This is a genomic window from Burkholderia sp. BE12 (genome assembly GCF_002959955.1).
Classification (GTDB): domain Bacteria; phylum Pseudomonadota; class Gammaproteobacteria; order Burkholderiales; family Burkholderiaceae; genus Burkholderia.
In genome coordinates, this window is sequence record NZ_PREY01000001.1 from 258,398 (window position 1) to 273,364 (window position 14,967).

A 14,967-nucleotide genomic window follows, 5' to 3' on the forward strand; every position below is an offset into this window, starting at 1 on the left:
CACGCTTCACTGCCTTCGCCAGCACGGTAATCACGACACCACCGGACGGACCCCGACGATACGCGGTCCGTCGATCCGGCCGAACGGGCCAACCCAGCACGACGGAGTATCGAGACGATGTGGATGGAGACAGAGGCGGGGCGGCGCGCGACGGCGATCGCGGCTGGCGGAGCATTGTGCATGGCCGCCGCGGGCGGTGCGCACGCGCAGGCATCGGCGCCGGCCGCGGCGGCCGTGCTGCCGGCCATCGACGTGCGAGGGCCGACCGATGCTTCGGCCGTCGGGCTCGTCGGGCGGCGCACCGCCACCGGCACCAGGACCGACACGCCGATCGACGAGATTCCGCAAACGATCAACATCGTGACCGCGCAACAGATCGAGATGACCGGCGCGGCCGACCTGAACCAGGCGTTGCGCTACGTGCCGGGTTTCGCGACGTTCGGCGCCGACAGCCGCACCGACTGGTATGCGGCGCTGCGCGGCTTCACGCCGACGCTGTACGTCGACGGCCTGCCGGCGCCGGACACGGCCGTGATCGCGAACTGGCGCGTCGATCCGTACACGATCGATTCGATCGCGGTGCTGCGCGGGCCGACGTCGGTGCTGTACGGCGCGGGTGAGCCCGGCGCGATCGTCGACGCGCAGACGAAGCGCGCCGACGGCGCGCGCGTGCGTGAAGCCGGCGTGCAGATCGGCAACGATGCGCGCAAGCAAGCCATGCTCGATGTCGGCGACAGGCTCGATCCGGACGGCAAGTATGCGTACCGCTTCGTCGGCGTCGCGCGCGACGGCAACGCGGTGACCGGCCCGAACGGCGACCGGCGGGTCGCGCTCGCGCCGTCGTTCCGGTGGCGGCCGAACGCCGACACGTCGCTGACGTTTTCCGCGACGTACCTGCAGGACAGCGGCGACATCTCGTCGAACTTCCTGCCCGCTCAGGGCACGGTGCTGCCGAACCCGAACGGCCGCCTGTCGCAGGACATCTACATGGGCGACCCGTCGTTCAACGACTACCGCAAGAAGCAATGGTCGCTCGGCTACGCGCTGGAACACCGCGTGAACGCGATCTGGACGCTGCATCAGGACGTGCGCTGGTCGCACCTGTCGCTCGACGATGCGACGGTGTTCGGCAACGGCCTCGTGCCCCGCAGCACGACGAACATGATGCGTTTCGCGGGGCTGTTCCAGCTCAACTACAGCCGGCTCGACATCGACAATCATGCGCAGGCGCGCTTCGGCACGGGGCCGCTCGAACACACGCTGCTGTTCGGCCTGCAGTTCGACCGGCAGACGACGACCAACAGCGTGCAGCTTGCGCTCGCGCCGTCGCTCGACCTGTACCACCCCGTCTATCGGCCCGTGACGGCCGCGATCTTCTCCGGCCCGACGTCGCTCGGCCACGTCGACCAGTACACCGCGATGAACGGGTTCGGCGTGTATGCGCAGGACCAGATCCGCTGGCAGCGCTGGACGCTGACGCTCGGCGGCCGCGAGGACGTCGTGAACGCGCGCTTCGACGACCGGACCGCCGGCACGCATGCGCAGCAGGACGTCAGTGCGTTCTCCGGACGCGTCGGGCTTACCTATCGCGGCGACGCCGGGTTATCGCCGTACGTCAGCTATTCGACGTCGTTCGATCCGGTCATCGGCGTGCGGATGTTCGGCGGCGGCTTGCCGAAGCCGACCCGCGGCACGCAGACGGAAGCCGGGCTACGCTGGCAGCCGGCCGGCCGGAACCTGATGCTGAATGCGGCCGTGTATCAGATCGACCAGACCAACGTCGTGACGCCGACGCCGGTCAATCTCGACCCGAGCGCGACGACGTCGGTGCAGACCGGCAAGGTGCGCTCGCGCGGCATCGAGCTGAGTGCGGTCGGCAAGGTGACGCGCGAGGTGTCGATCGTCGCGTCGTATCTCTATCAGGACGTCAAGAACGTGCAGGCGAACGACGCGTCGCTGAACCACTGGCCGGTGTCCGTACCGCTGCCGCGGCAGATGGCGTCGATGTGGGCCGACTGGACCTGGCACACGGGCGCGCTGGCCGGTCTCGGCATCGGCGGCGGCGTGCGCTACCAGAGCGCATCGGCCGGCGCGCCGGACAATTCGCTGACGGTGCCGAGCGCGACGCTTTACGACCTCGCGATCCATTATGACCTGCCGCGCTGGCGCTTCGCGGTGAACGTCGCGAACCTGTTCGACCGGCGCTATGTGAGCGGCTGTCAGTCGTACGCCGTGTGCGTGTTCGGCAACGAGCGGACCGTGCTGGCCAGCGCGAAATACAACTGGTGAGCGCGTCGCATGCGGCCTACACGCGGCGTTGCGGCGCCCGGGTAACGGTGCGCGCGCCCGCATGGCCCTGGCGTCGCCATTCGGTCGGCGTGATGCCGAAACGTTCGCGGAACGCGGTGGCGAAATTGGCCGGCGTGGAAAAGCCGATTTCCTTCGCGATACTGGCGATGCTGAGCGACGTGGAATCCAGCAGATCCTGCGCGATCCGCAGCCGCTCGTAGCGCAGATATTCGAATACCGTCTGGCCGAGATTGTCGCGAAACGCGCGCGACAAGCGCTTTTCGTGCGTGCCGACCGCACGCGCCAGTTCCTCCACCGTCGGCGGATCGTTGAGCGTGCGCGACAGGTGGCGGATGGCCGCGCGCACGATGATGTCGTCGTCGTTGCCGCCCGCGAACGGGCTTTCCGCCTGTTCCGTCCCGGCGGGCCGTTCGCGTTTCGCTCGCGAGAGCTGCACGCGAATCCGCGCGATCACCTCCGCCGGCTCGAACGGCTTCACCACATAGTCGACGCCGCCGATCTCGAGCCCCTCGAGCCGTTCGTGCAACGCGCCGGCCACGGTCAGGAAGATGATCGGGATCGCGCCCGTCAGCGGATCGGCGGCCAGCAGGCGGCATGCGGTGAAGCCGTCCATGCGCGGCATGCGCACGTCCATCAGGATCAGGTCGGGCATCAGCGCCTGCGCGCGCTGGCACGCTTGCTCGCCGTCGAATGCGATGCTGATCCGGCATCCCGTGCTGCGCAGGATGTCGGTCAGCAAACGGAGCTGGTCGGGTTGATCGTCGACGATCAGGATATGCGCGTCGCTCAATGCGGAGATCGATGAAGGCATCGTGCACCTGTTGTGAAAAGGCGGTTGGCTGCGTTTTCCGCGGGTGGCCTGCCCGGTGAGATGGAAACGTCGGAAGCCGCTCCGTGGCGATGCATCCGGCGCATCGCACGCTCGCATCGATTCCCGACAGGGTAGAACCGCGCGGCAGGCAACCGCTCGGCGCATCGCGCGGCGTTCGTCGTTTTGATCGCCGAGCCGGTCGGGACGCGACGCATTGCCGTGCTCGCGTGGAGAATGATCGCGACTGCCGGAATCGATGCGAGCGGAATTGTAGGAGCATATTGGAAATCCGGCCAGCCATGACCGCTTCATTCGCGCCATTCCATCTTCGTGATTATCGAAAATGTCGGTTTGCGACAGGGATGTGAAACGCCGAGGCGCGCAATTACTCGTGGTTTACGCGTATACCCAGTGAGAAGCCGCGTATCCGGCCGGCTTTCGGATTGTATTTTATGGAAAAACATTATTTGAATCCGCTTTGGCAAAGTATTTATCCGCCCGGTAAAAGATCTTGAATAACGGCGTCGAGCGGCAATCGTTTGCGGGGTGGGCTTATTTTACGTAACTCATTGAATATCCGGAATTTTACAATCTATAAAGAATGCCCGCTTTAATAATTCAAGTTCGTGTCTCATAATTCGTCCGAACTTTGAGTAACGGGTGGAGCAGGTAAGCGGAAGCACCGCAAGCGGTGACGGACGTTGCCTGACCCGGGGCCGGCGCATCAATTGATGATTGTCCAGGCATGTGCTCGCTGCACGAAGTGAAACCCGGTCGCCGGGGATGAAATAAAAGAAGCGGAGTGAGCCGCGATCGGTGCGGCGACAAATCGGGGATGGTCATGACGACGGGTTGAATCTCCGGATTCAGTCGGGGAAAGACTCGTCCATGGAAATCGATACGTATTCCTAATGCAGTTGTCGAATTAACGGAACGGGACGTCAGGCCGACGGCATGCCCCGGGCGTTCGAACGCCCGGTCGAAACGGATGCTCGACGCGTGTCGTGTCGACATGGCTTGCCCGGCGCCGGAATCCGCTTCCGAAACGAAGTCGCAATCGAAGTCGAAGCTGTCAATAAAAGTAAGTAGTCCATATTCAAACCAGACGCTACACAACGGAGCAGAAGACCATGAAGAGGAAGCAGATTTCGGCGCTCGCCGCCGCGATGTTCACGGGGGCGGGTGTGCTGATCGCCGGCGCCGCGCACGCGGACAATTTCGTCGACCGAGGCAACCCGGACAACGCGCTGAACGGCCAGTGCATCGACGGCACCAACCCGCTGTGCGTGGCAACGAAGAACGGCAGCTTCGTCGCGGTCAGTACCACGAACGTGACGCAGGGCACCAATGCGAAGGCAGGCTCCAGCGGTATCGCGATCGGCGACCAGTCGAATGCGAGCAGCAACGGCGGCAGCAGCAGCGGCGGCGCGATCGCGATCGGGGTCGGTTCGCAGGCGCTGGCGAATTCGTCCACCGCGATCGGCACGGTGGCGGTCGCGCAGGGCAACACGGCGCTGGCGATCGGCCGCCAGTCGGCCGCGGTCGGCGATTTCTCGATGGCGCTCGGCAACGTCGCGGATGCGCACGGCACGAGCTCGATCGCGCTCGGCCATTCGGCGCTGGCCAGCGGCGACCGTTCGGTCGCGATCGGCGGCGCGAACCCGACGTCGAGCGACGGCGTATCGGCCGGCGCCTCGTACGACGCGGCCACGCAGACGCGTGCGGCCGGCACGCAGTCGGTGGCGATCGGCGCGGGCGCGCAGACGAACGACAACAACCAGGTGGCGATCGGCTCGGGCAGCGTCGGCGCGAACAACGGCGGCACGCCGGTGTTCGGCGGCACGGCCGCGCCGGTCGGCGGCGCGGTGTCGTTCGGCGCGCTCGGCAAGGAACGCCAGCTCAAGAACGTCGCGGCCGGCGCGGCCGATACGGACGCCGTCAACGTCCAGCAGTTGAAGAACGTGAACAGTACGCTGAGCACGGGCATCGGCAATGTCGACGCACGCGTGACGTCGGTCGGCAATGCGCTGTCGACCTCGATCTCGAACGTCGACGCACGCGTGACCAGCGTCGGCAACAGCCTCAGCACGAGCATCGTCACGGCGACGCAGAACGTCGTGAAATACACCGACGATTCGCATGCGGCGATCGCGCTCGACGGCGCCACCGGCACGACGATCGGCGGCGTGGCTGCCGGCGTCGCCGATACCGACGCCGTCAACGTCGGCCAGTTGAAGGGCAGCATCGCGCCGCTGCAGACGTCCGTTTCGACGGCGGCTTCGAACATCACGAACCTGCAGAACAGCGTGACCGGCATCAACGGCTCGCTGAGCACCGCGGCGTCGAACATCGTCAACCTGCAGGCGGCCGATACGCGCAACGTCAAGTACGACGGCGCGAGCGGCTTCGACTCGGTGACGTTCGCCGGCCCGAACGGCACGACGCTGCACAACGTCGCGGACGGCAAGGACCTGCACGACGCAGTCAACGTCGGCCAGTTGACGGGCGGCCTCGCATCGCTCAGCACGAGCGTGACGAACAACCTCAGCACGACGCTCGGCAACCTGAGCACGTCGATCACCAGCCAGATCGGCAACGCGACGAAGAACGCGGTGCAGTACGACGACGATGCACACGGCGGCGTCACGCTCGGCGGCACGGGCGCCGCGGCGCCGGTCGGCCTGCACAACGTCGCGGACGGTGTGGCGGCAGGCGATGCCGTGAACGTGGGCCAGCTCGGCAAGGCGACCGACACGCTCAACCAGTCGATCACGACCGTCGGCAACCAGGTGACGACGAATACCGGCAACATCGCGGCGCTTCAGCAGGATGCGCTGCAATGGAACCCGGACCTCGGCGCCTACGATGCGAGCCACGGCGGCCACGGTCCGCAACTCATCAGCAACGTCGCGGCCGGCAAGAGCGGAACGGACGCGGTCAACGTCGATCAGTTGACCGCGGCGATTCACGACGGGACGAGCCAGCTCGATGCGCTCGCCGTCAAATACGACGATGCAAGCAAGCAGCAGGTGTCGCTCGGCGCGGGCAACGGCGGCAGCCCGGTGCGCGTGACCAATGTCGCGGAAGGCAACGTGGCGGCCGGCAGCACCGATGCGGTGAACGGCGCGCAACTGCGCCGCGCGACCGACGGCGCCGCGGCTGCGCTCGGCGGCGGCGCGAGCGCGAACCCGGACGGCTCGATCGGCGCACCGAACTACAAGATCGGCGGCAGCGCGTTCAACAACGTCGGCGACGCATTGACGAACCTCGACGGCCGCGTCGGCAGCAACACGACGACGCTCGAGAATCACGAAACGCGCATCGGCAACGCCGAGACGAATATCGCGGGCAACACGGCCGCGATTGCCGGGCTGCAACAGGATGCGCTGCAATTCGACCCGGCGCTCGGCGCGTTCAACGCCGCGCGCGGCGGTGCGCCGACGAAGCTGACGAACGTGGCCGACGGCAACCTCGCCGCGGGCAGCACGGATGCGGTGAACGGCGGCCAGTTGTCGGGCGTGAAGACCGCGCTCGAACAGCAGATCACGCAGGTGTCGAACCAGGCCGGCGAAGCCGTGAAAAACGTCGTCAAGTACGACGTCGACCCGAGCGGCAACCGGCTGAATTCAGTGTCGCTCGTCGGCGGCGACGCAACGTCGGCGGTCGTGCTGAAGAACGTCGCGGCGGGCACCAGCGATACCGACGCGGTGAACGTGAAGCAGTTGAAGGACGTGCAGTCGAACCTGAATCAGCTCGGCGCGCTCGCGGTGCAGTACGACGACAGCTCGAAGAGCACGATCACGCTCGGCGGTGCGGGCGGCACGCGCATCACCAACGTGCAGGCCGGCACGCTCGGCGCGACCAGCACCGACGCGGTGAACGGTTCGCAGCTCTACGCGACCAATCAGCAGGTGTCGAAGAACACCACCGACATTTCGAACCTGCAAGGCAGCGTGACCAACATCGCGAACGGCAAGGCCGGCCTCGTGCAGCAGCAGGATCCGAACGGCGCGATCACGGTCGGCAAGGACTCCGGCGGCGCGAGCGTGAACTTCACCGGCACGGCGGGCGACCGCGTGCTGACCGGTGTCGCGGCGGGCGTGAGCGACAACGACGCGGTCAACGTGGGTCAGTTCAACAACGCGCTGAAGAACGTGGCGGCCAACGACAAGATCCGTGCGGCCGCAACCGATTCGAACACCACGTGGATCGCGCGTGCCGATGCCGGTGCAATCGGTTCGACGGCGACCGCGACCGGCAAGAACGCGGTGGCGGTCGGGCAGGGCTCCGTCGCCGATCGCGACAACTCGTTCTCGGTCGGCGCGAAGGGCAGCGAGCGCCAGATCACGAACGTCGCGGCCGGCACGGCGCCGACCGACGCGGTGAACGTGCAGCAGCTGAACGACAACCTCGCGACGGCGTCGACGCAGGCGAAGGGTTATACCGACCAGCGCATCGGACAGGTATACAACTCGTTCAACGACCTGAAGAAGGACATGTACGGCGGCGTGGCGTCGGCGATGGCGGTGGCAGGCTTGCCGCAGCCGACGGGGGCGGGGCGCTCGATGGTATCGGCGGCGACGTCGAACTATCACGGCCAGCAGGGCTTTGCGGCCGGCTACTCGTACGTGACGGAGAGCAACCGCTGGGTCGTCAAGGCATCGGTAACGGGCAACGCGCGGTCGGACTTCGGCGCGGTGGTCGGCGCGGGTTATCAGTTCTGATGCAGGTCGCGTCGCGTTGAGCGATGCGCAGGTGCCGGGCAATGCATGCAAAGCCCGGTATTCGCCGTAGATCGGTGGCCCGGCGTCCGAGTGTGGACGCCGGGCCTTCGTCGTTTGACGCACGCCGGTGCGATCGGTCGCACGACGCCGAATGCGAGCAGCGCGATCCGTTGCGAGCGTCGCTCGCCGCCCGAACGACCGCCTCACGCGGGCTGGGCGTCCTTTCGGCGGGTGCGTCCAATGCGAGTTGTGGAATGCGAGCCCGCGCTCGTATTCTGAAGTCACCGGGCGGCACGGCATGGGGCCTGCGCCCACCACCGCATCGGAGCACGCGACAATGACCGAAACGACACCCACGATGAAGCTCAACCACCTGAGCTTTCCGTCCGCCGACACACTGGCGACCGCCCGATTCTTCGAGCGATACCTCGGCTTCACGATCGCGGGAAGCTGGGAGAAATCGTGGATCCTCAAACGCCCGGGTTTCGACGTCGTGATCGATCACGTCGGCGACGGCGTGCCCGCGTGGCCCGCCAATTTCCACGTCGGCTTCGAACTGCCGAGCCTCGATGCCGTGCAAGCGCTGTTCGCGCGCTTCAAGCAAGAGGGCGTCGCGATGGAGACGGGCGTCTTCAACAACGGGCGCGGTTCGCGCTTCTTTTGCCGCGCGCCGGGCGGCGTGATGTTCGAACTGAACACGCGCGCGGATGCCGCGCCGGAATATCAGGGCACCTTCGACGATTGACGCGAGGCGGTTCGTGCCGTGCCGCGCTCAATCGCAATCGCAATCGCTACCGCCGGCTCGGGTGAGGGCGAGGGACTCGATGACCGCGCGGGTACGCGACGGTTTGGTGATCTCCGTCCATTGCAGATGCGCGTATGAGTAGCCGAAGGGCGAGGAGAGGCGATCCGTGCCGCGAACGCCACCGCGTCAATCGAGCGGCGGCACCGCGCCATCCCGCAACATCTTGACGAGCCGCGCGCGCCGCTTTTCTAGATCGGCGATCTGACGGTCGATCGCTTCGAGGCGGTCGCGCTGGACGTCGGTGTTCTGATCGCACGAACGCGCGCCCTCGATCAGCAGCATGCAGTCCGGAAAGCCGCGAATGTCGTCGAGGGTGAAACCGGTCGCGATCATGCGCTGAATCTGTTTGACCTGCGTCACCGCCTTGTCGGGGAACAGGCGATAGCCGTTGCCGGCGCGCACCGACGCGAGCAAGCCGTGCTCGTCGTAGTGCCGGATCGAGCGCACGCTCGCGCCGGTGAGCTGCGCGAGTTTGCGGACGGTCAGCAGCGGTGGCGGAGGCGGGTTTTTCATGAAAGGCAGGTTAGCACGATTCGCTTGACTCTCACATCAGTGTGAGGGTTGAGACTGTACGCCCGTTCATCCTTACAGGAAAAATCGTGAATATCCGAATGCTGATCCACTGGCTGATTGCCGCGATCTGGTGGGCGACGCCCTTCGCATGGGCGTACGACGCGGCGGCCGCGCCGCTGAGCTATACCGTCACGTCGACGGACGGCGTGAAGCTGGCCGTTCAGGAAAGCGGCGACCCCGACGGCGTACCGATCATCCTGATTCACGGCCTGCTCGGCAGCCGTCTGAACTGGGACGCGCAGGTCCGCAGCCCCGAACTGCGTGGATTCCGGATCATCACGTACGATCTGCGCGGCCACGGGCTGTCGGACAAGCCGTCCGGCGCGCAGCCGTATCGCGACGGAACCCGCTGGGGCGACGATCTCGCCGCCGTCATCGAAGGCGCGCATGCGCGCAAACCCGTCGTGGTCGGCTGGTCGCTCGGCGGCGTGGTGATCTCGAACTACCTCGCCAGGTACGGCGATCGCGCGATCGCGGGCGCTGTGTACGTCGACGGCGTGGTCGAGCTTGCGCCGGGCCAGATCGTCGATCATCCGGACGTGTACCGGGACATGAACGCGACGGATCTGAAAACGCATCTCGACGGCGAACGTACGTTCGTCGGTCTGTGCTTCAACCGTCGGCCGGATGCCGTCACGTTCGAGCGGTTGCTCGCCAACGCCGCGATGGCGTCGTGGGACATGCAAAAGGCCATCCCGACGATGTCGGTGTTCGCCGCCGCGGGGCTCGGCAACGCGCGCGTGCCGCTGCTCTTCGTCTACGGCGGCCGCGACGCGCTGGTCGATACGCATGCGACGCTGGCCCGCGCGGCCGAGCTGAATCCACGCATTGCCAGCAAGGTGTACGCGGAGTCGGGGCACGCGCCGTTCATCGAGGAAGCCGAGCGGTTCAATCGCGATCTGGCCGAGTTCGTCCGGTCGGCGTCCTCGCCATGAAGTCGTGTGCCGTGCGGGCCGGCGATGTCGGGCCGGCGTGACCGGGATTCCGGCCGTGTTTATGACGCACGCCGATTAATTTATCGCTTTATATCGCTTGGGATTGCCGGATCGGAGGAACAGAATTTCTGCTGCCGGAACCCGCCCACAGCGGCGCCGCGTTCGCTTGGCGCCGCGATGATCGCGAAGGCACCTGCCCGGTTCCCGGCTTCACGACGACCTTGCCGTGCATTCGGCAATAAACTAAGGAATCCGATGAGTTCGATCGATCTGAGCCCCGTCACGCCGGTTTCTTCCCCCATCCGCTCGGCCAGCGACGTCGCGCGCCTGATCAACACGGTGGGCAGTTCGGTCAGCCATGCACGGATGATCGTGCTGCTGGCGCTCGGCGGCGTGTTTCTCGACGCGTACGACCTGACGACGCTGTCGTACGGCATCGACGACGTGGCGCGCGAATTCGGGCTGACGCCCGCGCTGACCGGGCTGGTCGGGTCGGCGATCATGATCGGCACGATCTTCGGCAGCCTGATCGGCGGCTGGCTGACCGACCGGATCGGCCGCTATCAGGTGTTCATGGCCGACATGCTGTTCTTCGTGGTCGCGGCGATCGCGGCCGGGCTCGCGCCGAACGTCTGGGTGCTGATCGCCGCACGTTTCGTGATGGGGCTCGGCGTCGGCATCGACCTGCCCGTCGCGATGGCGTTCCTCGCGGAATTCTCGAAGTTCGACGGCCGCGGCAACAAGGCGTCGCGGCTCGCGGCATGGTGCCCGATGTGGTACGTCGCGTCGTCGGTCTGCTTCCTGCTGATCTTCGGCCTGTATTTCCTGCTGCCGGCCGAGCATGCGGGATGGCTGTGGCGCGCATCGCTGATTTTCGGCGCGGTGCCGGCGCTCGTCATCATCCTGTTCCGCAACCGCTTCATGAACGAATCGCCGCTGTGGGCCGCGAATCAGGGCGATCTGGCCAATGCCGCGCGCATCCTGCGCGAGTCGTACGGCATTCACGCGCACGAAGCGGAGGACGCGCGACGCGAGCCGAGCCCGCCGCCCGTGCGGATTCGCGTGCTGTTTCAGCGCCCGTATCTGGGGCGCACGATCGTCGCCAGCGTGATGAACCTGTGCATCCCGTTCGAGTACACGGCGATTGCGTTCTTCCTGCCGTCGATTCTGTCGCAATTTCTGGGTGCGGGCGTGTTCGAGACGATCGCGGCATCGCTGGCGCTGAACGTGCTGTTCGCGTTCACCGGCGGCTTGCTGGGCATGCGTCTCGCGTATCGCTATCCGTCGCGCCACGTCGCGATCGCGGGTTTCGCGTTGCAGACGGTCGCGCTCGTCGCGCTGGCGCTCGCGGGACATCCGCATGGCGCACTGGCGGTGGGCGTCGTGCTGCTGATGCTCGGCACGTGGCTGTTCGCGGAAGGGTTCGGGCCGGGGGCGCAGATGATGATCTATCCGACGCTGTCGTATCCCGCCGCGATCCGCGGCACCGGCGTCGGCTTCGGACGGTCGCTGTGCGGCATCGGCCAGGCGCTGGCGCTGTTCGTGCTGCCGATCCTGCAAGCCCGACTCGGCACCGACATGTTCTGGGTCGTCGCGGTCAGTGCGGTCACGCCGATCGTGTTTCTGCTGATCGTGCGTCACGAACCGACGGCGCACGACATCGACGACGAAAGCGTCGCGTAAGCGCTGACGGGCGCTGACGGGGACGCTCGCCTTCCCCGGAAAACACGAACGGCTTCGTCGAACCGCACGAAGCCGTTTGTCCTGAAGCCGGCCGGAGTCGCATATGCGGACCGGCCGGCTTCGATATTGCCCGACGTTTTCGTTACGCGCCGACCGCTTCCCGCTCGGCCTCGCGCTTGACCTGTTCGATATCGCGAAACCGCGCGGCCGGATGCTCGTCGGGCAATCGCGCCGAGCCGCCGAAGAGCTTTTCGCGCAGCGTGCCCGGCGCATACGCGCTCGGATACACGCCGCGGCGCTGAAGCTCGGGCACGAGATGGCGGACGACATCCTCGAAGGTTTCATGCGCGACCGCATACGCGAGATTGAAACCGTCCACGTCGGTCGCGGCCACCCATTCCTGCAGGATGTCCGCGACGGTCGCCGCCGACCCCACGAATACCGGGCCCATCCCGCCGATGCCGCCCCAGGCCGCCAGCGCCTCGATCGTCCACGCGGTGTCGCCGCCCGACAGGTGCTCGACCGCCGACACGATGGCATTCGTTTCGACGCGCCTGACGGGATCGGTCGCCGCGTACTGGCCGAAGTCGATACCGGTCCAGCCCGACATGAACACCAGCGAGCCGTCGTACGACACGTAGCGGCGATACTCGTCGAACTTGGCCTGCGCCCGCTCGTCGGTCTCGTCGACGATCACCGTGACGAGGTTGTAGATCAGCACCTTGGCCGGGTCGCGTCCGGCGGCAGCGGCCTGCGCGCGTACGTCGGCCACGTAGCGCGCAAGCTGGTCGCGGGTGGGCGCGGCGACGAACACGCACTCGGCGTGCTGCGCGGCGAACGCCTTGCCGGGGCCCGACGCGCCGGCCTGGAACAGCACCGGCGTGCGCTGCGGCGACGGCTCGCACAGGTGATAGCCGGGCACGTCGAAGAAGCGGCCCTGGTGACCGATCTCGTGCACTTTCTCGGGATGCGTGAACACGCGGCCGTCGCGATCGCGCACCACCGCACCATCCTCCCAGCTTCCCTCGAACAGCTTGTACAGCACCTCGACGTACTCGGCCGCGACCGCATAGCGGTCGTCGTGCGTGCGCAGCCCGTGATCGCCGACGTTCTTCGCGCCGCTCTCCAGGTACGACGTGACGATGTTCCACGCGAGCCGGCCCTTCGTGTGATGGTCGGCGGTCGACAGCCGGCGTGCGAACGTGTAAGGGTGCTCGAACGTCGTCGACGCGGTGATGCCGATGCCGAGATGCTCGGTCGCCATCGCGATCGGCGCGGCCAGTTGCAGCGGATCGTTGACCGGGATCTGCGCGGCCTGGTGCAGCGCGTGATAGTTGCTGCCCTTGTACACGTCGTAGTAGCCGATCACGTCCGCGATGAAGATCGCATCGAAGATCCCGCGCTCGAGCACGCGGGCGAGGTCGGTCCAGTAGTCGAGATCCTTGTACTGCCACGAGCGGTCGCGCGGATGCGCCCACAGGCCGGGCGACTGGTGGCCCACGCAGTTCATCTCGAACGCGTTGAAGCGGATGGTCTTGCTCATTGCGCGGCTCCCGTTTGCGTGCCGGTGCCCGCATCGGCGCCCGAACCGTTGCCCACGCGCCAGACGAACGGCGGCGTGCGGCCGTTGATGATCCAGTCTCCGACGATGCGCGCCTTGTAGACGAGCGGATTGTGCGACGACACCGTGCGCGCGTTGCGCCAGTGGCGATCGAGCGCGGTCGTGCTGCGGGTCGCGGACGCGCCGAGCGCGTCGAACAGGCGCGTCGCCGCGCGCAGCACGAGTTCGGACACGACGAGCTGGCTCTGCGCGGATTCGATTTCGGCCGCGACGTTCGCGGCCTGCTCGGCCGCCTCGTCGCCGCCGAAGCGCGCTTCGTACGCCTGCTGAAGCGGTTGCGCGGCGCGCAGCGCGAGCGCGTCGGCCGCGTATGCCCATGACGCGATCTCGCCGATTACCTGCTGCAGCTGTGCGTCGTCGCCCGCGCGCCGTGCATTGCCGTGGCTGTACACGCGCGTGCGGTTGCGCACGAGTTCGCCCGCGTCGCGCACGATCGCATGGCCGATACCGGCCAGCGTCGCGACGTGGAACAACTGGTAGAACGCGGTCTGGTACTTGAAGCGGCGCGCGAAATCGATCACGTTGTCCGCGTCGACCGTCGCATTCTCGAAACGTGTCGTGCCGCTGCCGGTGGTCGTCTGGCCGAAACCGTCCCAGTCGTCCTCGCGGATCACGCCGGGCTGCGCGGTCGCAACCGCGACGATCACGTCGCTGCCGTCGTGCGCGCGCTGCGCGAACACGTCGATCCAGTCGGCGAACAGGCTGCCGGTGCTGTAGAACTTCCGGCCGTTCAGCACGAGCCGGCCGTGCTGCTCCGACACCTTCGTGGCGGTCTGGCCGAGCGGTACGTCGCCGGCTTCCGACCACGCGTTGCCGACGAGCTGGCCGCTCGCGAAGCGGTCGAGCCAGGTCGTGCGTTGCGGCCCGTCCGGCGCGTTCAACCAATCCTCGACGAACGCGAAATGTCCGCGCAACGCCTGCGGCAAATTGGAATCGGCGGCGGCCAGCTCGGTCAGCAGCCGGAACAACTGCGGCAGCGATGCGCCGGCGCCGCCGGCGTTGACCGGCAGTCGTATCGCGCCGAAGCCAGCGGATTTCAGCCAGCCGATCGCCTCGTGCGGCAGTTCGCGGCGGCGTTCGCGCTCGGCGGTGCCGGTGGCGATGCGCTCGAAGATCGGCCGGAACCGGCTCGCGAGCGCATCGTAGTCGGTACCGGTGGAAAGGTCGAAGGCTGCGTGCGACGAAGTCATGCGGTATTCCTCGAAAGACGGGCCGTGTGCGCCGGGAGCCCAGTATAGGAAGCGCGGCGCGGGCGTTCCAATAACGGATTCTCGGATCGTTATCGTCGCTGCGTATTACCGGGACTGCGACTTCGACCGCGACCGGAACCGCGACCGCGACCGCGACCGCGACCGCGACCGAGTGGGGCCGCATCGACGTTCTCGCGTCCGTTTCGACGCCAAGACACCGGTTCGCCTGCGTCAGGCTCGACATCGTTTGTTATCCAAAGGAATATCGTTTCAAGAATCGCTCGGTTTTCCGGCCCGCGCGGCGCTGCTAGATTG

General features: G+C 66.6%; 9 protein-coding genes. 5 read left to right on the forward strand and 4 right to left on the reverse strand.

From position 1 onward, the window contains the following. Positions 1-117: 117 nt before the first annotated feature. Positions 118-2,289 carry a TonB-dependent siderophore receptor gene (locus C4B30_RS01180; protein WP_027786556.1) on the forward strand — a complete coding sequence of 724 codons (2,172 nt, stop codon included), beginning with the start codon at positions 118-120 and terminating at the stop codon, positions 2,287-2,289. 16 nt (positions 2,290-2,305) lie between these two features. Here C4B30_RS01180 and C4B30_RS01185 read toward each other — a convergent pair whose 3' ends face one another. Further along, positions 2,306-3,121 carry a response regulator transcription factor gene (locus tag C4B30_RS01185; RefSeq protein ID WP_027786557.1) on the reverse strand — a complete coding sequence of 272 codons (816 nt, stop codon included), beginning with the start codon at positions 3,119-3,121 and terminating at the stop codon, positions 2,306-2,308. Positions 3,122-4,251: 1,130 nt separating this feature from the next. Between C4B30_RS01185 and C4B30_RS01195 the strand changes: the two genes are divergently transcribed. Then, positions 4,252-7,845, forward strand: coding sequence for a YadA-like family protein (locus C4B30_RS01195; protein ID WP_027786558.1), 3,594 nt, complete (start codon positions 4,252-4,254; stop codon positions 7,843-7,845). Between the two features lie 337 nt (positions 7,846-8,182). After that, a complete protein-coding gene (locus C4B30_RS01200) occupies positions 8,183-8,590 on the forward strand; it encodes a VOC family protein (RefSeq protein WP_027786559.1) in 408 nt (135 codons plus the stop codon). A 186-nt stretch (positions 8,591-8,776) separates the two neighbouring features. Here the strand turns inward: C4B30_RS01200 and C4B30_RS01205 are convergent, their stop codons facing one another. Next, positions 8,777-9,163 (reverse strand): MerR family transcriptional regulator, encoded by a 387-nt coding sequence (locus C4B30_RS01205; protein WP_027786560.1) that lies wholly within the window; start codon positions 9,161-9,163, stop codon positions 8,777-8,779. A 98-nt stretch (positions 9,164-9,261) separates the two neighbouring features. Between C4B30_RS01205 and C4B30_RS01210 the strand changes: the two genes are divergently transcribed. Further along, positions 9,262-10,158 (forward strand): alpha/beta fold hydrolase, encoded by an 897-nt coding sequence (locus tag C4B30_RS01210; protein WP_152777276.1) that lies wholly within the window; start codon positions 9,262-9,264, stop codon positions 10,156-10,158. 255 nt (positions 10,159-10,413) lie between these two features. After that, entirely contained in the window at positions 10,414-11,841 is a 1,428-nt protein-coding gene (locus tag C4B30_RS01215) for an MFS transporter (protein ID WP_027786562.1), read from the forward strand. Between the two features lie 142 nt (positions 11,842-11,983). Here the strand turns inward: C4B30_RS01215 and C4B30_RS01220 are convergent, their stop codons facing one another. Next, a complete protein-coding gene (locus C4B30_RS01220) occupies positions 11,984-13,384 on the reverse strand; it encodes an LLM class flavin-dependent oxidoreductase (RefSeq protein ID WP_027786563.1) in 1,401 nt (466 codons plus the stop codon). Continuing rightward, positions 13,381-14,652: an acyl-CoA dehydrogenase family protein gene (locus C4B30_RS01225; RefSeq protein WP_027786564.1), complete on the reverse strand. Its 1,272-nt coding sequence runs from the start codon at positions 14,650-14,652 to the stop codon at positions 13,381-13,383. Before C4B30_RS01225 ends, C4B30_RS01220 begins: the two co-directional genes overlap by 4 nt. Positions 14,653-14,967: the final 315 nt, after the last annotated feature.